The sequence below is a fragment of the Streptomyces sp. NPDC042100 genome (genome assembly GCF_055582325.1).
In genome coordinates, this window is sequence record NZ_JBVJDK010000019.1 from 1 (window position 1) to 20,763 (window position 20,763).

Sequence of the window (20,763 nt, forward strand, 5' to 3'; positions counted from 1 at the left end):
GACGCGATCGACCTGGACCTCCCGCTGGCGGGCGTACGGGGCGTGGCGTACGTCCTGCCGTCGGCGGTGAGCCCGGCCCACCGCGCGGGCCACCGGGTACACCTGAAGGGGATGCTGCTCACCGAGAAGGCCGACGGGCTCCTCCCCGACTGGGCCTTCTTCGTCCGCTGCGTCCTGGACACCGACACCCTCCGCCCCACCGCCTCCCGCGAGGCGCTGTACGAGGACGAGGCCCTGGCGGGCGTGCGAGACGCGCTCGGCCGGGAGATACGGGACTGGCTCGCGCGGCTCGCGGCGAGCGAGCCGGAGCGCCTGCGCGCCCTGCTCGCCGTCCACCACCTCGGCGTGAAGTCGCTGGCGCGGCACGACGACGGGATCCTCGCGGCGATGCTGCCCTGGCTGCCGTTCGAGACCACCGACGGGCAGCTCCCCCTCGACGCCTTCGCCCGCCGTCACCCCGTCGTCCACTTCACCCGCACCGTCGAGGAGTTCCGCCAGGTCGCCGCCATCGCCGCCGCCCAGGGCATCGGCGTCGTCAACGGCGGCTACACCTACGACAGCGCCCTCGTGGAACGCCTCCCCCTCGTGCTCCCCGGCGCCCGTGTGGCCGAACTCGACGCCGCCGCCGTCATCGACCGGCTCGACCCCGCCGACCCCGGGCAGGAGCTCGCCCTCAGCGGCTTCCTCTCCCTCGCGCGCGCCGCCCTCGACCCCCTCGGCTGCGACGTCGTCCTGCGCGCCTACCGGCCGCTCACCCTGCCCGGACTCCTCCTGGACGACCGGGCGGCCCGGCACGAGCAGGCCCGCGCGGAGGCCGAGGAACAGGCCGACTCCCTCTGGGCCGGCATCCTCGGCTCCCTGCGCGGCAGCACCCCCCGCGCCCGCCTCGTCCTCAACCACCACAGCCCCCTCGTCCGCCGCATCGCCACCCTCGACGACCCCCACCTCACCACCACCGCCGTCGAAGCCCTCTACGGACAAGCCCTCCTCATGGCCCAACGCCCCCTCCGCCCCGCCGACAACGCCCTCCTCAACCGCACCTTCCTCGGCCTCCTCGACCGGTCCGTGCGGCCGGACCACCCCGGAGGGCCGTCCCGTACGGCGGATCCGGCCCCCGAACACCCCTCCGGAGAAGACCGATGAGCCGCCGCTCACGCGACGAGATCCGTAACGACGTCTACCGCAACGGCGCGGAACCGTACGGCTCCGCCCGCAACGCCCGCGCCGAGCGGCTGGTCGCCGAGGCGGAGGCGACCGGCGACCGGCCGCTCCTGGTGGAGGCCCTGACCGGCCTCACCGTCGCCTACACCTCCAGCGCCGAGGGCGACAAGATGCTGGTGCCGTTCGCGCGGCTGCTGCGGATGTGGGACCAGAATCCGGGCGACTTCGACGAGGACGACATCCACGAGCTCTTCTGGATGTTCAAGTGGGTCAGCGGCAGCGCGCTCGACCAGCCGGACGTCCCGCTCGCCTCCATCGAGGGCTGGCTGGACGAGATGCGGCACCGCTACCGGCTCGCCGGCCACTCCGAACGCGCCGTGCACTCGCGGGACTTCGAGGTGGCCCGGCACCTGGGCGACACCCCGCGCGCCCAGCGCGCGCTGGCCGCGATGCTCGCCGCCGAGCGGGACGAGATGGCCGACTGCCCGGCCTGCGAGCTGCACGAGCGGGGCCGTTGGGAGACCGAGCGCGGCGAGGACGCCCGCGCGCTCGACGTCTGGCGGCCCGTGCTCGACGGGCGGGCCGGCTGCCTGCACGAACCCCACTCGGTCCTCGCCCTCTCGCTGCTGCCCCTGGTCCGCCTCGGACGGCTCGACGAGGCCCGCGCCCACCACCTGCGCGGCTACCGCATGGCGCGGGCCGAGGAGGGCCTGACCGTCGCGGTCGCCGGGCACGTCGAGTTCTGCGCGCTCACCGGGAACGAGCCGCGCGGCCTGGAGATCCTGGCCGAGCAGACGGCCCGCTGGGGGCTGCGCGGAGACGTCGGCCCCTACCTGCAATGGCTGTCCTGCGCGGCCCTGCTCACCGGTCGGCTCGTCGCCCTCGGCCGGGGCGGCGAGCCGGTGCCGGGACCGGGACTGGGACTGGGACCGGGTCTGGGACCAGAGCCGGAGCCGGGGCCGGGGCTCGGGCCGGGACCGGTGGGCACGCGGTGGACGGCGGCGGCGCTGCACGCGTACGCGACGGAGGAGGCCCTCACCCACGCGGCCCGTTTCGACGCCCGCAACGGCAACACCCGCGTGTCCGCGCTCGTACGGTCCCGGATGACGGCGACCCCGCTCGTCGCCGCCCTCCCGCTGGGACTCGGCCGGTCGGCCGAGGTGACGGCGGACGCGGGGGCGGGCCGGCCGGCGGCCGACGCCGTCACCCCCGCCGGGGAGCCGCTCGACGCGCTCCTGGCGCGCGCCCGCGCGCTGACGGCCGGCGGGCACCCGGCGGCTCGGGCGGCCTGGCAGCGCGCGCGGGCCGCCGCCGGGGCGCACGGCGCGGCGCCGACGCCCGCCGACGCCGCCGACGCGCTGGACGCCGAGGCCCTCGACCTCCAGCGCGCTGGGCAGGGCGGCCCCTCGGCGGCCGGCCTGTTCGCCCGCGCCGCGGAACTGCACGCGCGCGCGGGCCGGGAGGGCCGGGCCCTGGTGTCCCGCGCCCGCTCCCTCGTCGTCGGCGCGGACTGCGCTCCGGACGGGCCTGACGGCCCTGACGGCCCTGACGGCCTGGACGCGCTGTGCGTGCGGGCCGGTGAGCTCCACGCGGCCGGGCGCGCCACCGCCGCCGAGACGGTGACCGTCCTGCTGCTCCGCTGCCGGTCCCTGGTGGCGGGCCTGGGAGCGGAACTCGCACCGGCCGAGGGGGTCGGTCCGGGGCCGGGCCGCGCGTCGGACGACGGGGGGCGCGGGGACGGCGACGCCGGGCCGGCCGGAACGCACGGCCCCCGCCCCTCCGAGGGCGTCCGGCGGGCCCGGGCGGAGATCCACCGGCTGCTCGCCTTCGCCGAGGAGGCCCGGCAGGGGCGGGAGCGGCGGGAGGACCCGGAGCTGCTGAGCCGGATCGCGTCCGCCGTGGAGCTGCTCGCGCGGCTCACCGCGCCGGAGGACCCGCGCGCCGCCGCGCGGCTCGCGACGGCCGCAGTCGCCGACCATCGCGAGGCGGGGCGGCCCTGGCTCGCCACCCCCGCCGAACTGCTCCTCGCCAGCCTGCTGTCGGCCGTCGCGGACCACGCGGGGGCGGCGGCCGTGGCGCGGGGCGTGCTCGACGACGGCGCGCGCGTGGAGCTGCTGGGGCCGGGCGACCGGGCCCGGTTCTCGCTGGCGCTCGCGCAGGCGGTGACCGGTCTCGAAGGGCCCGGCCCGGAAGCGGAGGCGCTGCTGGTGGACGCCGACCACTTCGCCGGGGCCGCCGGCGAGGGTGCCGGGCTCGGCGCCCTGGTGCGGCTCCGGCTCGGCGGCCACTACTGTGCCCTCGGCCGCTTCGAGGAGGCCGCCACCGTCCTGGAGGCCGTGCTGCCGGAGCTGCGCGCCGGGCACGACCCGGCTGACCTGGTGCAGGCCCGGGTCTGGCTGGCGCACGCGCTGCGGGGGCTCGGCGAACCGCGCCAGGCCGCCGAGCAGTTCGCGCGGGCCGCGGCCGCGACGCGCGACTGGGCGGACGGGCGGCATCACGCCGTGCTGTCGCAGCAGTCGGCGGAGGCGCTGGCCGGGGCCGGGCTGACGGAGGAGTCGGCGCGCGCCTACGAGCGGGCCGCCGACCTGTGGCGGGCGCGCGGGGACCACTTGGGCGCGGTGCGGGCGCTGCGGGCGCGGGCCTGGGAGGCGCTGTACGCGTGGGGCCCGGCCGAGGGCGAGGTCGTCATGGAGGAGGCGCTGCGCGAGTGCGCGCGGGCGCTGGACTCGGCCCGTACACCGGAGGAGCTGCGGCTGGGCACGCTCGAACTCGGCCAGACGCAGCAGCAGTTCGCGCATCTTCTGGTGGAGAGGACGGAGGCGGCGCCGTTCGAGGAGGTGGAGTCCGCCGAGCGGTACGCGGAGCTCGTCGCGCTCTTCGAGCGGGCGCTGCGGCAGGCGGAGCGGGCGATCGGCACCCTGCGCTCCTGCGGAGAGCCCGCCCGCTCGGACCTGTGGCTGTGCGAACTCCTCGCCATACGTCTGGAATGGGGCCTGGGGCGGCCGGGCGCGGCCACCGGGCGGGCGCGGCGGGTGCACGCCGGGGTGCAGGACCTGCCCGACCCGGACGGCACCCTCGCCGAGGTCGCCGCCGAGTGCGAGGCCCTGCTCGGCGCCTTCTGAACCCTGGTACGGGCCAGGCTCCGGGTGGAGGGACCCGGGGCCTGGTCGACGCGGCCGAGGGGCGGGGTCCGCCCGGTGCGGGCCTGGGCCGGTGGGACCTGTCGGGCATCGCGGCCGTCGCCGGCGGGGTCCGCCCGGTGCGGGGTCGGCCGCTGCCGCCCGCCGCCCGGATGGCCGGCCTTCCCCGCCCAGGGCACCTCGCCCGCCGAGGAAGGCGAACGCCGCGGCCGGGGCGCGTCCTGGTGCGCCACCGGCGGCGGCCTCCTCTTCGAGGCCGCCCGTCTCACCCCGGCGCGGTGGTGACGCCCGGCGCGGGAGTCCGGGGCCTCGGCACCGGGAACGTCGCGTGGGAGTGCCGGACGAGTTCCCGCCGGACCCTGAGCAGCCGCTCCACGGAGCCGTGCAACAGCTCGGCCGCCGGGTGGCCTCCCGTACCCCGGAAGCCGCCGCTCCCCCCGTCCTCGTCGCCGACGGCCTCGGGGAGGCGGGACCGCACGATGGACAGGTGGGCGCGGCGGAACCCGAGGAAGCGGTCGAGCACCGGCAGCAGGGCGCGGGCCGCCTGGTAGGGGAGCAGGCCCGCGTCCAGCCGGTCGAGGAGGGTGATCCCGCGTTCGGCCGCCGCCCTGCGGGCCGCCACCAGGGGCCTGCCCTTCCTGGGGAAGGAGGGCAGGGCGGCGTCGAGGAACGCGGTGTGCTCGGGGTCGGGGCGGGCCCAGGCCAGGTCCAGGAGGGCCACGGCGGTCATGGCCGAGCCGCCCGCTCCGTACCCGCCGGTGTCGTAGCCGGCGAGATGCCGGCGGAGGTGGGCGAACGCCGGGGCGGGCAGGGCGTGGTAGCGGGTCATGAGGGCGCGGAAGGTGTCGAGGCGCCGGGCGGCCTCGTCCGTGGTGGCGGTCAGGTGGCGGCGGGCCTCGGCGGGGTGGGCGGCGAGGCCGTGGAGGAGGTCGGCGGCGACGCGGGCGTGGGGTTCGGCGAGGTGGTGGCCGAGGAGGAAGTCGCGTTCGTGACGGCCGTCGGCTCCGGGGGAGAAGACGCGCATCCCGGCGCCCGCGAGGTGGAGTCGGCTGTTGAGGTCGACGAGGGGTTCGTAGGCGAGGTGGGTGTCGACGTGGGGGTGGGCGCGGGCGCGGTCATGGACGAGGTCCAGCAGCCGGTGCACGGTGTCGCCGGGGGTGATGCGGTCGGCGGGGTGGTGCGGGGCGTGGGCGTGCAGGAGGAACAGCAGGTCGAGTTGGTGGACGGCGACCGTGTGGGGGTCGGAGGAGGAGCGGAGCAGGGGGGTGATCCGGTCGAGGAGGCGGGCGTGTTCGTCGAGCAGGGCGCGGTGGGTTCGCCCGCCGTGGTGGATCTCCCGTAATCGGTCGGGAAGTTCGTCGAGCACGTGGGCCGCGAGCCGGTCGGGACGGGGGCCGCTGGTGGCGTGCGGGTCGGGGGCGCCGGTGAAGAGGCTGCGGACGTCGAGCGCGCGTAAGGGAGGTCGTGGCATGACGGGCGTGGTCTCCGGGGGGGGTGGGACGGGGCGGGGAATCAGTGAGGTAACGGTTCTTCGGAGAAGGCGTACATGCCGGGTCCGTCGAGCCGCCGGACGGTGGCGAGGTCGCGCAGCAGCACGTCCTCCTCGGAGTGGGCGAGGGTGAGGACGGCGGGGTATCCGGAGTCGTCGACGGTGCGCGCGATCGGCTGCCCGGGGCTGACGTGCGGGGTGAGGTCCCGGAAGGCGGCGAGGGCGCGGATCGCGTCGAGGTGCCGGTAGTGGTCGAGCCGGCCGTCCCCCGGGCTGACGAGGGCCGCCCAGGCGATGGCCGTGCGGCGCCGGTAGGGGCGACCCGCGCGGGCGTGGAAGCGTTCGGGGCGCAGGAGGGCGTCGACGGTCCACTCGATCTGCCCTTCGCCGATCGCCTCGCGGGCGAGCAGCGGCAGTCCGCCGCCGGAGAGCCGGATCCCGGCCTCGATCAGCCGGGGGCCGCCGGGGGTGGCCCGCAGTTCCAGGTGGGCCGGGCCATGGCGGACGGCGAGGGCGTCCAGGACCCGGCGCGCATGGTGGAGCAAGGGCGGCAGGCAGGGGTCGGCCGCGTCGAGGAGCACGTGGGCGACGCACAGTTCCCGCACCCCGTTGGCGGCGATCCGCTCGGTGCGCCACGCGTCGGTGAGGTGGTGGACGCCGTCCCGGCTGACGGTGTTGAGGACGTACTCGGTGCCGACGAGGAACTCCTGGGCGAGGACGGGCCCGTGCGGGTCCTCGGTGACCAGGGGCAGCCGGCGCAGCTCCCGGAAGGCGGCCACGGCCGATTCCAGGTCCGGGCAGTACCGCACGCCCTGCCCGCCGGCGCCCCGCACCGGTTTGAGGATGGCCGGGCCGCCCAGGGATCGGTACCGGCGGCGCAGTTCCCGCTCGCCGGTGACGAGGAACTCCCGTGCGACGGGCAGCCCGTGCGCGCGCAGCCGCGTGGACTGGGCGTGCTTGTCCCGGCGCGCCGTGCTCGCCGCCGTGCCGTTGCCCGTGGGCAGGTCGAGCGCCCCGGCGAGGGCGTCGGCGAGTTCCACGCCGACCTCGGACCCGGCCACGACGGCGACGGTGCCGAGCCGGCGCAGCGTCCCGACGAGCCGGGCCCGGGCCGCCGGGTCCGCGTCGGCGTGCCCGAGGTCGTGAGCGTAGGGGTACGGGTCGGGGCTGTCGGAGAACGCGGCGAGCGGCGCGGGCGTGGACCGCACCCTGGCCACCTGGGCACCGGCCGCCTCCAGCGCCTCCGGCAGTCCCCGGGAGGCGGTGTACGGATCGACCAGGAGGACCGAGGGGCGGGCGGCGGGCACGAGTCGTCCTTCCGACGAACGAGGGGAACCTGGCCGGGCGGTGCTCCGGCACCACGGGCCCCGAGGCGTTTCCTTCCTGCCCCCGCATGCGCGCCGCCAACCCCCGCGAGCGCGCGAAACCGGCGGTCTGCCGAGGTCTGTTCAGCGGGGGGCTCACGGGGCGGCCCGGGTGCGCCGGCCGGCTCGTGATCAATACACCTGGGAGGTGGCGCGGGCCACCAGGGAGGCGAGGCCCGCGCGGGTGACGACGCCGGTCTTGCGGTAGACGCGGGCCACATGGCTCTCGACCGTGCGGGGGCTCAGGCAGAGGCGGTCGGCGACGGCCTGGTTGGTGAGGCCCTCGGCGACGAGGGCGGATATCTCGCGCTCGCGCGGGGTGAGCCCGGCGAGCGGTCCGCGCGGGTCGGTCGCCGTGGCGCCGGGGCCCGCCGGGTCGGGGCCGAGGGCCGCGGTCCTGGTGCGGTCGGCGAGGTCGGTGAGGAGCCGGGCGCCGCCCGCGGTGGCGAGGCCTCGGGCCCGGCGCCACATCGCGGCGGCCTCGGCGCCGTCCCCGGCGGCGCGGGCCACGGGGGCGCCGAGCAGCAGGGTGTGGGCCTCGCGCAGGCCGATGCCGGTGCGGGCGTACGCGTCGGCCGACTCGGCGAACAGCGCCGCCGCCGCGGCCTGTTCCCCGGCGTGCAGGAGCAGCCGGGCGCGGGCGCGCAGGGCGGCGGCGCGCTGGACGGGCAGGTCGAGGCGGGCGGCCTCGGTCTCGGCGAGGCCGGCCGCGCGGTCGGCCCCGGCGGTGTCGCCGGTGGCGAGGCGGGCGGCGACGAGGAGTTCGAGGAAGCCGGGGCGCACGGAGGGCTGGATCCGGGGCAGTCCCGGGCCGCCGCCCGCGGCGACGAGGACGTCCCGCACCCGGTGCGGGTCGGTGGCGAGGGGGATCGCGTGGGCGAGCAGGGCGCGGGCGAGGGTGGCCCACCAGCCGTCGGCGGCGCCGACGGTGGCGGCGGCCTCCTCGGCGGCGGCGAGGGCCTCGGGGTCGCCGAGGGGGCGGGCCTGGAGCAGGATCGTGGCCCTGATGGCCCGGGTGAAGCCGGCGACCTCGGCGCCGCCGAGCGTACGGGCGAGGGCCAGGGCCTCGTCGGCGAGGACGAGGGAGGTGTCGACACGCCCGGTGAGGGACTGCACGTACCCGGCGCACAGCAGCAGTTGGGAGAGGGCGAAGGGGCGTCCGGCGCGGCGGGCGAGGGCGATGCCACGGGTGGTGTGGCGCTCGGCGGCGGCGGGGTCGTCGAGGAAGAGCTCGCTCCAGCCGAGCCGGACCAGGGCCTCGAAGCTCCGGGAGAGCTCGCCGTCGGTCATCGAGTCGACGAGGACGGCGGCCTCGTCGGCGTGCGCCCGGGCGGCGCGGGTCTCGCCCTCGTACGCCTCGCCGAGGGCGCCGAGGGTGAGGGCGGAGAGGGTGCCGGTCTCGTCGCCGCGCGCGCGGGCGGCGGCCAGCGCGGCGGCGAGCTCGGCGCGGACCTCGGGGTAGCGGGCCTCGAAGAGCGCGCGGCAGCCCCATTCGACGACGAGCCGCAGGCGCAGGGCGGGGCGGGGGCCGGGGCCCCGGCGCAGCTCGCGGCGGATCAGGGCGTCGGCCTCCCGGTAGCGGCCGAGGTGCCGCTCCATGAAGGCGCACAGGAGCACGGCGGCGGAGCGGGGCTCCTCCTCCCCCGGGCTCGCGGGGCAGCGGGCACCCGTGCGGCGGCCCGGGGCGTCCTCGCGGCAGAGGGTGAGCAGCCGGTGGAGCAGGTCGCGGCTCTCCTCGACCCGGCCGGCGAGGCCGAGCGCGCGGGCGCGGCGCAGCTTGAGCTCCACGCGGGCCTGGCGGTGCTCCGGTGCGTCGGGCAGGACGTCGAGGACGGCGGCGAGCCGGCGGGCGGCGAGCGCCGGGTCGGTGGCCTCGGTGAGCTCGGCGGCCCGGACCAGGGCGGCGGCGGCCCCGGGCTCCCAGCGGGTCAGATAGCGCTCGATGTGCCGCGCGCGGCTGGTGGCGGGCGCCCCGGCGCGGGCGAGGCCCTCGGCCGCTCGGCGGTGGTACTCGCGGCGGCGCAGCGGGTCCATGGCGCGGCGGACCAGGCGCCCGAGGGCCGGGTGGCGCAGCTCCAGGGTGTGCCCGTCGGGGCGCGCGCGGACGAGGTCGAGCCGGACGAGCTCGCGGACGGCGTGGACGAGCTCGTCGCGGCCGGCGCCGGTCACGGCGGGCAGCAGGTCGGTGCGGGCGTCCTCGTCGAGCAGGGCGACGGCGTCGACGACCGCGCGGGCGGCGGGGCCGAGCGGCGCCAGTTCGCCGAGGAGCGCGGCAAGCGCGCCGCCACCCGCGCGCCCGTCGGCGAGGGCCAGGAAGTAGCCGGGGTTTCCGCCGCTGGCCGCGTGGAGTTCGGCCGCGCGGGCCGGGGACAGTCCGGGGGCGAGCCCTTCGGCGCACTCGGCCTCGGCGAGGGGGCCGAGCGCGATCCGGGTGAGCGCGCCGCTCTCGGCGGCGCGCGCGAGCACGGCGGCGAGGTCCGGCGGGGTGCGCCGCTCGCGGCGGGCCATGACCAGGAGCACGGGGGCGGGGACGGGGTGCCGGAGCAGGTGGTCGATCAGGTCGAGGGAGGCGCGGTCGGCGCGGTGCACGTCGTCGAGGACGAGGAGCAGTGCGGGCTGGGCCCGCCGCGCGAGGGCGTCCGCGACGCGCCGGAACACCCCGTACGGCTCGGGCCGGAGCTGCGGCGGGAGGCCCGTCACGGAACCAGCCGGGTGTCCGGGGGCCGGGTGCCCGGGGGCCGGGTGCCCGGGGGCCGGGTATCCGGCAGTCGGGTGCCCGGGAGCCGGGTATCCAGGGGTCGGGTATCCAGGGGTCGGATGTCCGGGAGCCGGGTACCCGGGGGGCGGGTGCCAGCCGGTCGCACCGTCCCAGCCGTCCCAACCGCTCGCCCCGTCCCAACCGCCCGCGCCGTCCCAGCCGCTCGCGCCGTCCCAGCCGGTGCCGCCGTCCCAGCCGTGTCCGACGGGGTCCGGCCAGGCTCCCGGGGCGACGGGGGCCCCGGCCTCCGCCGCGTACCGCAGCAGCCCGTACGCGGGCGGGAGGCCGGGGCCGGGGTGGTCGTCGCGCGCTGAAGGGGCGCCGGGCTCCTGGGTCGGGGGCGGGCTCGGGGCGGGGCGCTCGGGGCAGGGGGCCGCGGTGAGGTCGGGAGGTGTCCACGGCGGCCGGGGGCGGCCGCGGGCGGCCCTGCGGGGCGGGGTGCGGGCGGCGCCGCAGGGGACGGGGGCGGGGTCCTCGGCGGTGGCGGCGAGGTCCGCGAAGGCGTCCGCGAACACCTCGTAGGGCAGCGGCCGCTCACGCGCCGGGGCGCGGCCGTGCAGCACCGTGACACCGGCCCGGCGGGCCCGGGCGGTGAGCTCGGCGAGGAGGCGGCTCTTGCCGATGCCGGGCTCGCCGGTGACGTCGACGGCGCGCGGGGCGTCGGACCCGCACCGACCCGGCGCGCCCAGCAGCTCTTCCAGACGGGCGAGTTCGGCCCGCCGTCCGGCGAAGGGCGCGCGGTCGACGCTCCCCTCCCCTGTGATCCTGTTCATGACCGGTCCCCCACGGGCTTCGTTCCCCGGCATCCGTTGTACGGCACGCCTCTGACAGCCGTGCCGTCGCCCCTGGGGTTCAGTGGCCGGGCGACAGCGCCTTGAAGGCCCTCGTCTGCTCGGTGATCGCTCGCTCGGTGGGCAGCCGTTCCACCGAGGAGGCGCCGAAGAAGCCGACGACGCCCGTGGTGTGGGCCAGCACGTAGGCGGCGTCCTCCGGCTCGGCGATGGGCCCGCCGTGACAGAGGACCAGCACGTCGGGGTTGACCCGCTTGGCGGCGTCGTGCATCTCCTGCACCGCCTCGGCGGCGCCCTCCAGGGTGAGGGCGGTCCCGGCGCCGATGGCGCCCTTGGTGGTGAGGCCGACGTGCGGGACGAGGATGTCGGCGCCCGCGCGGGTCATGTCGGCGGCCTGCTCCGGGTCGAAGACGTACGGTGCGGTGACCAGGTCGCGTGCGCGGGCCGCGCGGACCATGTCGACCTCCAGGCCGTAGCCCATGCCGGTCTCTTCCAGGTTGACCCGGAAGGTGCCGTCGTAGAGGCCGACGGTGGGGAAGTTCTGCACTCCGGCGAAGCCCATGGCCTTGAGCTCGTCGAGGAAGAGGTCCATGCGACGGAAGGGGTCCGTGCCGCACACCCCGGCGAGCACGGGGGTGTCGCGGACGACGGGCAGCACCTCGCGGGCCATGTCCTTGACGATGGCGTTGGCGTCGCCGTAGGGGAGCAGTCCGGCGAGGGAGCCTCGGCCGGCCATCCGGTAGCGGCCGGAGTTGTAGATGATCAGCAGGTCGACGCCGCCGGCCTCGGCGCATTTGGCGGAGAGACCGGTGCCGGCGCCCGCGCCGACGATGGGGCGGCCCTGGGCGATCTGGGCGCGGAGCCGGGCGAGTACGTCCTGACGGTTCATGGGGTTCCTCCGGGGCGCGGTCGGGGCCGCGGTCACGGTCGGTGCGGGTAGGGGGCGGGCGCCGGCCGGGTGTGGCCGCCGATGAGCTGGTGCAGCCGGTCGGCCATGGCGACGGCGAAGGAGGCGTCGTTGACGTGGACGTCGAGCTCGTGGATGCGGACGGAGCTGCCGGTGACGGCGCCGCGCAGGGCGTCGAGTCCGGCGGCGTCGGCGGCCGGGTCGGCGAAGGGGCCGTCGGCGACGTCGACGGCCGAGATGCCTCGGCGGGGCCAGAACACCTCGGCGGGGCCCCGGGCGGCGACGAGCTTGCGGCCCATCGAGGCGCCGAGTTCGGCCATCTCGGCGGCGGTGGTCCGCATAAGGGTGACGGTCGCGTTGTGGACGAGGAGGCGGCGGCCGGCGAACCGCTCGGGGACACTGGCCTCGGGCCCGAAGTTGACCATGTCGAGGGCGCCGGGGGCGACGACCTGCGGGATCCCGGCGGCGCCCGCGGCGGTGAGGCGGCGCGGTCCGGCGCTGAGCACCCCGCCGACGAGCTCGTCGGCGAGTTCGGTGGTGGTCAGGTCGAGGACGCCGTCGAGGAGGCCGTCGCGGGCCAGCTTCTCCACGGCCCGTCCGCCGGCGCCGGTGGCGTGGAAGACGAGGACCTCGTAGCCGTGTTCGGCGAGCCGCGCGCGGGCGGTGTCCACGGCGGGTGTGGTGACGCCGAACATGGTGGCGGCCACGACCTTGCGGCCGAGACCGGCGGACCGGTCCTGGTTGCGTTCGTGGCGGCGGGCCATCCCGGCGGCGGCCGCGGCGGCGTTGCCGAGGACCTGGCGGGAGACGGAGTTGAGCCCGGCGATGTCGACGACGCTGTACATCATCGTGAGGTCGCTGCTGTCCACGTACGGCGAGACGTCGCCGCCGGCCATGGTGCTGACGAGGACCTTCGGGACGCCGATGGGCAGGGCGCGCATGGCCTGGGCGGCGATGGAGGAGCCGCCGCTGCCCGCCGCGGCGAGCACGGCGTGCGCGCGGCCGGTGCGGTGCAGGTCCAGGACGACGCGGGTGAGGCCGTCGGCCATGGCGGCGACGGCGGCGCCCCGGTCGCCGGAGGCGCGCAGGGCGGCGAGCTCGTGTCCGCCCGCGCGGGCGACGAGTTCGGCGGGGATGTCGGGGACCGGGGTGTGGACGGGGTGCGGCAGCACGCCCGTGTCGACGAGCAGGACGTCGGCCCCGTACTCGCGCAGCCGCTCGCGCAGCCAGGCGTACTCCTCCCCCTTGGTGTCCAGCGTCCCGACCAGCACCACCGTGGCCAATGCCCTCACGCTCCCTTTCTGTGGCGGTGTCATCGATCCTCGGCGGCGCGCGCGGTCGCGGCAACGACCAGTCGGGGCCGATTGGCCTGCGCGGACGCCGGGTGTCCAAGATGGGAGGCATGGCCAGGATTCCCTCGACGCGTTTGTCCCGACTGCTGACCGGATGGGCGTCGGAGGGGCCGGGGCCGCTGCCCCGGCGTCTCGCGGACGCGCTGCGGGAGCTCGCCGAGCGGGGGGACGTGCCGGCGGGCACGGTGCTGCCCTCGCAGCGGGAGCTGGCGACGGTGCTGGGGGTGAGCCGGTCGACGGTGACGGCGGCGTACGGCCTGCTGGAGGACGAGGGGCGGCTGGAGAGCGTGCGGGGCAGCGGCTCGCGGCTGCGGGGCGCGGGGGTGCTGGACCGGCATCCGATGGAGGGACGGCTGGCCAGTTTCGACGCCCGCGCGGGGACGGCCTCGGGCCTGACGGCCGATCTGTCGAGCGGGGCGCTGCCGGGGCTCGGCGACGTGGCGGCGGCGGTGGGGGCGCTCACCGCGCGGGACATGGCGCCGCTGCTCGGGGCGGACGGCTACCACCCGTACGGGCTGCCGGAGCTGCGGGAGGGGGTCGCCGCGTACTACCGGGCGGCGGGCGTGCCGACGGACGCCGAGGAGATCCTGGTGACGGCCGGCTCCCAGCAGGCGGTGTGGCTGGTGGCGCAGGCGCTGGTGGATCCGGGCGACACGGTGGTGGTCGAGGACCCCACGTACCGGGGCGCCTTGGAGGCGCTGCGGGCGCGCGGGGCGCGGCTGGTGCCGGTGGGCGGGGACGGCGGCGGGATCGGCGTGGCGGGGCTGCGGCGGCTGTGCGGTCCGGTGCGGCCCCGGCTGGTGTACCTCCAGCCGACCGCGCACAACCCGACGGGGCGGAGCCTGGACGAGCCGGCGCGCCGGGAGTGGCGGGCGGTGCTGGGCGAGCTGGGCCTGTTCACGGTGGAGGACACGGCGTGCGCGGAGCTGTCGCTGGACGGCGACGAGGCGGTGGTGCCTCTGGTGGCGGGGCTGCCGAGCGGTTCGACGGTGACGGTGGGCACCTTGTCGAAGCTGTTCTGGGGCGGGCTCCGGGTGGGCTGGGTGCGGTCGTCGCCGCAGGTGGTGGCACGGCTCGCGAAGATCAAGACCTCGGTCGACCTGTCGTGCTCGGTGGTGGACCAGCTGGTGGCGGTCCGGCTGCTCGCGGAGCTGCCGGGGGCGCGGGCGCGGCGGCGCGCGGTGCTGCGGGAGCGGCTGACGGCGGCGGAGGAGCTGCTGCGCGCGCGGGCGCCCGGCTGGGAGTGGACGCGGCCCGCGGGCGGTCCCGCGCTGTGGGTGCGGCTGCCGGGGGCGGACACGGAGGCGACGGCGCAGTTGGCGCGGCGGCGGGGCGTGTCGGTGGTGCCGGGTTCGGCGTTCTCGCCGGTGGACGGCTTCCGCGACCGGCTGCGGCTGCCGTACGCGCACGGGGTGGAGGCACTGGCGGCGGCGCTGCCGACGCTGCTGGACTGCGCCGCGAGGAGCGGGGCGGGTGGGGCGGGTCCGGCGGCGGGCGGAGGCGGCCCCGCGCGCTGAGGCGCGGGACCGCCCGGCGGGACCGCCCGGCGGGACCGCCCGGCGGGACCGACTGTCCCGGGACCGGCTGTCCCGGGATCAGCCACGGTGGGAGCGGCCGGCCAGGGCTTCGGACGCCTCGGGACCTCAGGGGTCTCGGGGACCTCAAGGGTCTCGGGGACCTCGGGGGCGCAGGGCCTCAGGCCTGTGCCCCGGCCTCGCGGGCGGCGGCTTCGGCCCGGTCGGCGGCGTGGGCGCGGCCGCGCCTGGCGGTGCGCATGGTCCACAGGACGAGCAGGCCGAGGGTGCCGTAGATGAGGACCGGGTTGACGACGACCATGGCCTCGACGGAGAACGTGTACGAGAGACCGACGCGGGCGGCGGCCTCCACCAGGTAGGCGGCGCCCCAGACGACGGTCATGCGGCGCATCACCGTGCGGAATCCCTCGAACTGCCAGAGGCCGTTCCACCAGGCGTGGCTCTCGGCGGTGCCGTCGGTGGAGAAGCGGCGCCCGAAGTAGAACATCAGGGGCCTGGGCGCGAGGAGCGTGGCCAGGCAGAGGGCGCCGAAGAGGCCCGTGACGAAGGAGTCCTTGACGAGCAGCGCGCGGGCGGAGTGGGTGCCGACGAGCGAGACGACCGCGGTGAGGACGAGGAAGAAGACCGTGACGACGGCGAACTCGTCCGTCTTGCGGTGCCACACGAGGTGGACGACGGTGTCGAGAACCGGCCAGACGCCGCTGAGGAGCAGCGCGGAGAAGTCGCTCCAGCCCCGGTCGGTGAGGGCTCCGAAGGTGAGGACGGGCGCGACGACGTTGAGTCCGATGGTGAGCGTCCAGCCGATGGCGGTGGCCGCCGCCGAGCGGGCGGGTGGGCCTGGGCGCGCGTCTGCCGTGGACATGATTCCCCCTGGATGAATGGCCTGTTCGATGCGGTTTCGCACGCTAGGGGGCGCGTCGGGTGCGGACAAGGCGACGGCACCCAAAATGATCTTCAAGTCTTATTGCGGCGTTCTTTATACGGCGTTCGTCACCCAAACCGATGACCTGATGCACAGGGAGTCATATTCGCAGGTCGAATGCTTCCTACGCCCTGCCGCACGCCCTGGCGAGAGGTGATCACCGCGCGCACTCTGGAGGGACATGCCGGACCGGCCGTTTCCGGCGATCGGCGCGGGACGACGGGGAGTTCGGGGACGGGGGCCGCATGGCGGGCGTGGACGTGTGTGTGATCGGGGCGGGACCGGTCGGGCTGACCCTGGCGATCGCGCTGCGCCGGCTCGGCCTGGGCGTCCGGGTGGTCGACCGCGCGCCCGCCGCCGGGCGCGGGGCCCGGGCGCTCGTGGTGTGGCCGCGCGCCGCCGAGGCCCTGGAGTCGCTCGGCGTCCTCGGCGCGCTCCGGGACCGGGCGGTGGAGCTCGGCGGGGTGACCGTGCACGGCCTCGGCCGGCGCCTCGGCGAGCTGGTCACCGGCTGGCACCGCTCCGCACACCGCCGCCCGCTCGCCATCGAACAGCACGACGTCGTGCGCCTGCTGGGCGGGGAGCTGGCCCGGCTCGGCACGAAGGTCGAGTGGGGCACGGAGGTCACGGACGTCGTGGTGCGCGACGACCGGGCCGAGTTCACCCTGCGCCGGCCCGACGCCTCGGCCGAATCCGGCACCGCCGGGTGGATCGTGAGCTGCGAAGGCACCGACGGCGTGGTCCGCGACCGGCTCGGCATCCCCCTGGAGCGGCGGCGCGGGGCCGGGACGCAGCTCGTCCAGGGGAACGCGGAGGCCGACTGGCCGCACGGCCGCCGCCCGGGGCACGGGCACGTCTTCCTCGCCCCCCGGCGCTCGCTGCTCGCCCTGCCGCTGCCCGGCGGGGGATACCGCTTCCTCTGCCTCCGCGACGACCCCGACCCCGCGCGGACCGAGCCGCCCACCCTCGACGAATTGCGGGACCTCGTCGCCGACACCGCGCGGGTGCCCGGTCTGCGGCTCTTCCCCACGGAGCCGCTCTGGCTGGACCGCGCGCGGTTCGGCGACCGGGTCGCCGCCCGGCTGCGCCACGGGCGGGGGCTGCTCGCCGGGGACGCCGCGCGCACCTGGGCGACGGCCGGCGGGCACGGGATGAGCCTGGGGATACTGGGCGCCCACAACCTCGCCTGGAAGCTGGCCGCGGTCCACTTGGGCCAGGCCGACGACTCGCTCCTGGACACCTACGACACCGAACAGCGCACGCTGGCGCGGAGATACGTCCGCGCGGCGCGCCGCGCCTTCCTGGAGCGGCCGCTGCCGTCGCTCGGCTACCGGGCCCTGGCCACCGCCCTGCCGCTCGCCCTCGCCGTCAGCCGCGTCCAGCAGCGCGTCGACCTGCGGTCGAGCGGCCTCGGGCACGACCACCGGCGCAGCGCGCTCTCCTGGCAGCAGGCGCCCCGGTCGCGGCGGGGCCGGGGGGCCAGGGCCGGCGACCGGATGCCCGACGCCCGCGTCACCACCGGGATCCCGGGCTCCCCCGGGGCGGCGGGCGGCGAGCCCGTACGGCTGCACTCCCTTCTCTCGTACGCGCGCTGGACCCTGCTCCTGGACGCGGCGCGGGCCGCCGACCCTGGTGTGCGCACGGCCCTGGAGGAGGCGTGCACGCGGGCCTCGGTGCCGCTGCTGGTCCTGCCGGTGAGCCCAGCGGAGCCCGCGGAGGCCCGGCTCCTCGGGCCGCCGGGCGAGCTGCGCCTGGTGCGCCCCGACGGCTACGTGGGCCTGGTCGCCCCCGTCGACCGGCCGGGACTCCTCGCCGCCTACCTGTCCGCCCTCGCCCCCGATCCCCCTTCGGGCGGGGCACCGGCCACGAGCCCGGGGGTGAGGCCGTAAGGGCACGGATGAGGCCGCGAGGGAGCGGGGGACGTCGCGGCCAGGGCGAGGTGGCCCTGGCCACGCGAGGTCCTGCGCGAGGCCGAACCGGACCGCGCCCGCCGGCCGTACGTCCACGTGGGCTGACCCCCTTCGGCCCTCCACCCCCTCCTCCTATACTCAACAAAGCGAATACACCCATTCGCGAGTATCAGAGTATTCGAGTACGCGAGGCGCGCCAGCGCCGAGGAAGGCGGTCGGTCGCATGGCGGCTCAGCCGGGCTCCCCCTATCTGCGGTACGTCGCCCTCGGGGACAGTCAGACGGAGGGCGTCGGGGACGGCGACGACACCCGGGGACTGCGCGGCTGGGCGGACCGCCTCGCCGCACTCGCCGGGCAGCACAGCCCGGACCTCCACTACGCGAACCTGGCCGTACGGGGACGGCTGGCCGGGCAGGTGCGGGCGGAGCAGCTCGGCCCCGCGCTCGCCCTGCGGCCCGATCTGGCCAGCGTGGTCGCGGGGGTCAACGACCTGCTCCGGCCGCGCTTCGACGCCGACGAGGTGGCCGGACACCTGGAGGCGATGTTCGCCGCGCTGACCGCCCAGGGCGCCCACGTCGTCACGCTCACCTTCCCCGACCTGACCCGGCTGATCCCGGCGGCCCGGCCGGTCGCGCCGCGCATCGCCGCCGTCAACGCCCGCATCCGCGAGGCCGCCCGCCCGCTCGGCGTCACCGTCGTCGAGACCGGGCACCATCCGGTGGTCACCGACCCGCGCCTGTGGAGCCCCGACCGGCTGCACGCCTCCCCGCTCGGCCACGCCCGGATCGCCGCCGCCGTCGCCCAGGCCCTCGCGCTCCCCGGCAGCGACGACTCCTGGACGCGCCCCCTGCCGCCACCGGCGGTCCGCCCGCCCACCGGCCCCCGCGCGGCCGTCGCCGAACTCGCCTGGCTCGGCTCCTTCCTGGCCCCGTGGATCGGCCGCCGGCTCCGGGGCCGCTCCTCGGGCGACGGCCGCGCCGCCAAGCGTCCGGACCTGAAGCCGGTCCGTTCGACTGATTAACGCTCGCTTTAGATACGAGCGTTTTACCATCGATAGATGAAACGCGATGCCGTCATCCGCAGAGGGGTCCCGCGCGGGGCCGAGGCCCGGGTCGCCGCGCTGTACTGGGAGGCGTTCGGCCGCAAGCTCGGGTCCGCGCTCGGGCCGCCCGACCGGGGGCGGGCCTTCCTCGCCGCCCACCTCCACCACGACCGCGGGCTCGTCGCCCTCGCCGACGGCACGGTGGCCGGGGTCGCGGGCTACGCGCTCGGCGGGCGCGGGCTCACCGGCGGCGGGGCGCGGGACGTGCTCACGGCGTACGGGTCGCTGCGCGGGCTGCCCCGGCTCGCGCTGCTGGCCCTCCTGGAGCGGCGGCCCGCGCCGGGCGAGCTGGTCATGGACGGGATCGCCGTGGACGCCGGGCGGCGCGGGCTCGGCATCGGCGGGCTGCTCCTCCGCGAGGTCGTGGCCGTCGCCGCCGAGCACGGATGCCGACGCGTCCGGCTCGACGTCATCGACGTCAACCCCCGCGCCCGCGCGCTGTACGAGCGGCACGGCTTCGTCGCCGTGCGGACCGAGAGCACCCCGTTCCTGCGGGAGCTGATGGGCTTCGGCGCCGTCACCACCATGCACCGGCCGGTCACCGCCGGGGACCGGCCCCAGCACGGCCCCGGAGGAGCGCGATGAGCACGCCGCCCGTCCCCACCCGGATGCTCGTCCACGCCCTCGTACGCGAGGACGGCACCGTGGACGCCGGAGAGCTGTACGAGGTCGGCGGGCTGCTCGGCATGAGCGACCAGCAGGTGCGGCTCTGCGTCAAACGCCTGGTCGCCGAGGGCCGGTTCACCCACGAGGGGCGCGGCCGCAAGGCCCTGCTGCGCGCGGTGGCGGACCCGGACGGCGAGCTCGCCCCGGACCTGGCGTTCATCCGCCTCGCCTACGCCCAGGACCGGGGCGCCGCGCCCTGGGACGGCACCTGGCACCTGTTCGGCTTCGCCGTGCCGGAGTCGGACCGGGCCGCCCGCGACTCCCTGCGCGCGTTCCTCGTACGGCTCGGCGCCGCGCCGCTGCAGAGCGGGCTGTACGTCAGCCCGCACGCGATCGGTCCGCTGGTCGGGGCCGAGGCCGAGCGCCTCGGCGTGGCCGCCGCGCTCACCCGGCTGACCAGCACCGACCTGCGGCGCGGCGAGCTCGCGGACCCGGCCGGGCTGGCCGCCGCGCTGTGGCCGCCGGAGCCGGCCGCCGAGCGGTACGGGCGGCTCGCCGCGCTCGCCCGGGAGGTGCTGGACCGGCTGGCCGGGGCCCGGCCGCTCCCCCGTGCGGAGCGGCTGGGGCTCAGCGTCCGGCTGGCGGCGGCCTTCGGCGAGGCGCTGGAGCCCGACCCGCTGCTCCCGCCCGAGCTGCTGCCCCGCCCCTGGCCGGGCGCCGGGGCCCGCGCGCTCGCGGCGGAGTGCTGGCACGTGCTGGCCCGCGCCGCCGAGGAGGAGGCGGAGGAGGAGTCGGCCGTGGAGGGCGGGGGCCCGGGGCCGTCCGGACGGGCGGGCGCGCCCCGGCTGTTCGCGCTCTACCGGGGCCTCCTCGACGAGTGACCCCCTCAGCCCCCCGCTGCCCCCTCAGCCCCCTCAGCCCACCGCCGCCCGCGCGTCCGCGATGCGGGCCGGGTCCCAGCCCCGGCGGGGCACCGAGTCCAGGAGCAGCCGGGTGTAGGGGTGTTCGGGGGCGGTGAGGACGCGGGCGGTCGGGCCGGACTCCACGATGCGGCCCGAGCGGAGCACGACCAGGTCGTCGGTGACGTGCCGCACGACGGCCAGGTCGTGGGTGACGAAGAGGTAGCCGACGCCGGCCTCACGCCTGATCCTGGCGAGGAGTTCGAGGATCTGGGCCTGGATGGAGACGTCCAGGGCCGCGACCGCCTCGTCCAGGACGAGGACGCGGGGCTCGGCCGCCAGGGCGCGGGCGATCGCGACGCGCTGGCGCTGGCCGCCGGAGAGGCGGCGGGGCAGCGCCTCGGCCTCGCGGGGGCCGAGGCCGACCTGGTCGAGGAGTTCGGCGACGCGGGCCCGGCGGGCCGCCGGGTCGAGCCGGAAGTGCAGCCGCAGCACCTCGTCGACGCACTCCCCGGCGGTGATCCGGGGGTCGAGGGAGAGGTAGGGGTCCTGGAAGACCATCTGTATCTCGCGGGCCCTGGCGAGGCGTTCGGCCCGGCCGCGGGGGCGGGCGGAGCGGTCCCGGCCGTCCAGGGTGACGGTGCCGGCGTCGGCGCGTTCGAGGCCGACGAGCATCCGGACGGTGGTGGTCTTGCCGCTGCCCGACTCGCCGACGATGCCGAGGGAGGAGCCGGGGGCGAGGGTGAAGGACACGTCGTCGACGGCGGTGTGGTCGCCGTACTCCTTGCGGAGACCGGTGACGACCAGGCCCTCTCCCATGATGGTGC

General features: G+C 77.4%; 14 protein-coding genes. 7 read left to right on the forward strand and 7 right to left on the reverse strand.

The window, feature by feature from the left end; all coding sequences use genetic code 11:
• Positions 1–1,143, forward strand: a 1,143-nt coding sequence (locus ACZ6J5_RS31930) for an HSP90 family protein (RefSeq protein ID WP_469397287.1), incomplete at its 5' end; no start/stop codon positions are given.
• Entirely contained in the window at positions 1,140–4,283 is a 3,144-nt protein-coding gene (locus tag ACZ6J5_RS31935; RefSeq protein ID WP_469397288.1) for a tetratricopeptide repeat protein, read from the forward strand. The genes ACZ6J5_RS31930 and ACZ6J5_RS31935, both read left to right, overlap by 4 nt.
• Positions 4,284–4,566: 283 nt before the next feature.
• On the opposite strand, the gene ACZ6J5_RS31940 is transcribed toward ACZ6J5_RS31935, so the two are convergent.
• The 5 genes from ACZ6J5_RS31940 to ACZ6J5_RS31960 all read right to left on the reverse strand — a co-directional run bounded on the left by ACZ6J5_RS31940 (position 4,567) and on the right by ACZ6J5_RS31960 (position 12,893).
• Entirely contained in the window at positions 4,567–5,772 is a 1,206-nt protein-coding gene (locus tag ACZ6J5_RS31940) for a hypothetical protein (protein ID WP_469397289.1), read from the reverse strand.
• Between the two features lie 41 nt (positions 5,773–5,813).
• On the reverse strand, positions 5,814–7,097 hold the full coding sequence (locus tag ACZ6J5_RS31945) for an ATP-grasp domain-containing protein (protein ID WP_469397291.1): 1,284 nt from the start codon (positions 7,095–7,097) through the stop codon (positions 5,814–5,816).
• Between the two features lie 189 nt (positions 7,098–7,286).
• The gene (locus ACZ6J5_RS31950) at positions 7,287–10,685 is read right to left on the reverse strand and encodes a helix-turn-helix transcriptional regulator (protein ID WP_469397292.1); all 3,399 of its coding nucleotides are present in this window, start codon (positions 10,683–10,685) and stop codon (positions 7,287–7,289) included.
• Between the two features lie 79 nt (positions 10,686–10,764).
• Positions 10,765–11,592, reverse strand: a complete 828-nt coding sequence (locus ACZ6J5_RS31955) for a phosphoenolpyruvate hydrolase family protein (RefSeq protein ID WP_469397294.1) — start codon at positions 11,590–11,592, stop codon at positions 10,765–10,767.
• 32 nt (positions 11,593–11,624) lie between these two features.
• On the reverse strand, positions 11,625–12,893 hold the full coding sequence (locus ACZ6J5_RS31960) for a Tm-1-like ATP-binding domain-containing protein (RefSeq protein ID WP_469397407.1): 1,269 nt from the start codon (positions 12,891–12,893) through the stop codon (positions 11,625–11,627).
• A gap of 119 nt (positions 12,894–13,012) precedes the next feature.
• Here ACZ6J5_RS31960 and ACZ6J5_RS31965 point away from each other — a divergent pair, with 119 nt between their 5' ends.
• A complete protein-coding gene (locus ACZ6J5_RS31965) occupies positions 13,013–14,479 on the forward strand; it encodes an aminotransferase-like domain-containing protein (RefSeq protein WP_469397296.1) in 1,467 nt (488 codons plus the stop codon).
• Between the two features lie 178 nt (positions 14,480–14,657).
• On the opposite strand, the gene ACZ6J5_RS31970 is transcribed toward ACZ6J5_RS31965, so the two are convergent.
• Positions 14,658–15,359 (reverse strand): VC0807 family protein, encoded by a 702-nt coding sequence (locus tag ACZ6J5_RS31970; protein ID WP_469397297.1) that lies wholly within the window; start codon positions 15,357–15,359, stop codon positions 14,658–14,660.
• A 305-nt stretch (positions 15,360–15,664) separates the two neighbouring features.
• Between ACZ6J5_RS31970 and ACZ6J5_RS31975 the strand changes: the two genes are divergently transcribed.
• The 4 genes from ACZ6J5_RS31975 (at position 15,665) to ACZ6J5_RS31990 (ending at position 19,918) form a co-directional block, all read left to right on the forward strand.
• A complete protein-coding gene (locus tag ACZ6J5_RS31975) occupies positions 15,665–17,308 on the forward strand; it encodes an FAD-dependent monooxygenase (protein WP_469397298.1) in 1,644 nt (547 codons plus the stop codon).
• A gap of 244 nt (positions 17,309–17,552) precedes the next feature.
• Entirely contained in the window at positions 17,553–18,350 is a 798-nt protein-coding gene (locus ACZ6J5_RS31980; protein ID WP_469397300.1) for an SGNH/GDSL hydrolase family protein, read from the forward strand.
• 36 nt (positions 18,351–18,386) lie between these two features.
• Positions 18,387–19,016 (forward strand): GNAT family N-acetyltransferase, encoded by a 630-nt coding sequence (locus ACZ6J5_RS31985; RefSeq protein WP_469397301.1) that lies wholly within the window; start codon positions 18,387–18,389, stop codon positions 19,014–19,016.
• Positions 19,013–19,918: a PaaX family transcriptional regulator C-terminal domain-containing protein gene (locus ACZ6J5_RS31990; RefSeq protein ID WP_469397303.1), complete on the forward strand. Its 906-nt coding sequence runs from the start codon at positions 19,013–19,015 to the stop codon at positions 19,916–19,918. The genes ACZ6J5_RS31985 and ACZ6J5_RS31990 overlap by 4 nt, the downstream gene beginning before the upstream one ends.
• 33 nt (positions 19,919–19,951) lie before the next feature.
• Here the strand turns inward: ACZ6J5_RS31990 and ACZ6J5_RS31995 are convergent, their stop codons facing one another.
• On the reverse strand, positions 19,952–20,755 hold the full coding sequence (locus ACZ6J5_RS31995; RefSeq protein WP_469397409.1) for an ABC transporter ATP-binding protein: 804 nt from the start codon (positions 20,753–20,755) through the stop codon (positions 19,952–19,954).
• Positions 20,756–20,763 lie beyond the last annotated feature (8 nt).

Bases quoted from the DNA above. Each gene is read 5' to 3' on its own strand.
- ACZ6J5_RS31935 (WP_469397288.1), top strand. From the start codon at position 1,140: ATGAGCCGCCGCTCACGCGACGAGATCCGTAACGACGTCTACCGCAAC.
- ACZ6J5_RS31940 (WP_469397289.1), bottom strand. From the start codon at position 5,772: ATGCCACGACCTCCCTTACGCGCGCTCGACGTCCGCAGCCTCTTCACC.
- ACZ6J5_RS31950 (WP_469397292.1), bottom strand. From the start codon at position 10,685: ATGAACAGGATCACAGGGGAGGGGAGCGTCGACCGCGCGCCCTTCGCC.
- ACZ6J5_RS31955 (WP_469397294.1), bottom strand. From the start codon at position 11,592: ATGAACCGTCAGGACGTACTCGCCCGGCTCCGCGCCCAGATCGCCCAG.
- ACZ6J5_RS31965 (WP_469397296.1), top strand. From the start codon at position 13,013: ATGGCCAGGATTCCCTCGACGCGTTTGTCCCGACTGCTGACCGGATGG.
- ACZ6J5_RS31970 (WP_469397297.1), bottom strand. From the start codon at position 15,359: ATGTCCACGGCAGACGCGCGCCCAGGCCCACCCGCCCGCTCGGCGGCG.
- ACZ6J5_RS31975 (WP_469397298.1), top strand. From the start codon at position 15,665: ATGGCGGGCGTGGACGTGTGTGTGATCGGGGCGGGACCGGTCGGGCTG.
- ACZ6J5_RS31980 (WP_469397300.1), top strand. From the start codon at position 17,553: ATGGCGGCTCAGCCGGGCTCCCCCTATCTGCGGTACGTCGCCCTCGGG.
- ACZ6J5_RS31985 (WP_469397301.1), top strand. From the start codon at position 18,387: ATGAAACGCGATGCCGTCATCCGCAGAGGGGTCCCGCGCGGGGCCGAG.
- ACZ6J5_RS31990 (WP_469397303.1), top strand. From the start codon at position 19,013: ATGAGCACGCCGCCCGTCCCCACCCGGATGCTCGTCCACGCCCTCGTA.
- ACZ6J5_RS31995 (WP_469397409.1), bottom strand. From the start codon at position 20,755: ATGGGAGAGGGCCTGGTCGTCACCGGTCTCCGCAAGGAGTACGGCGAC.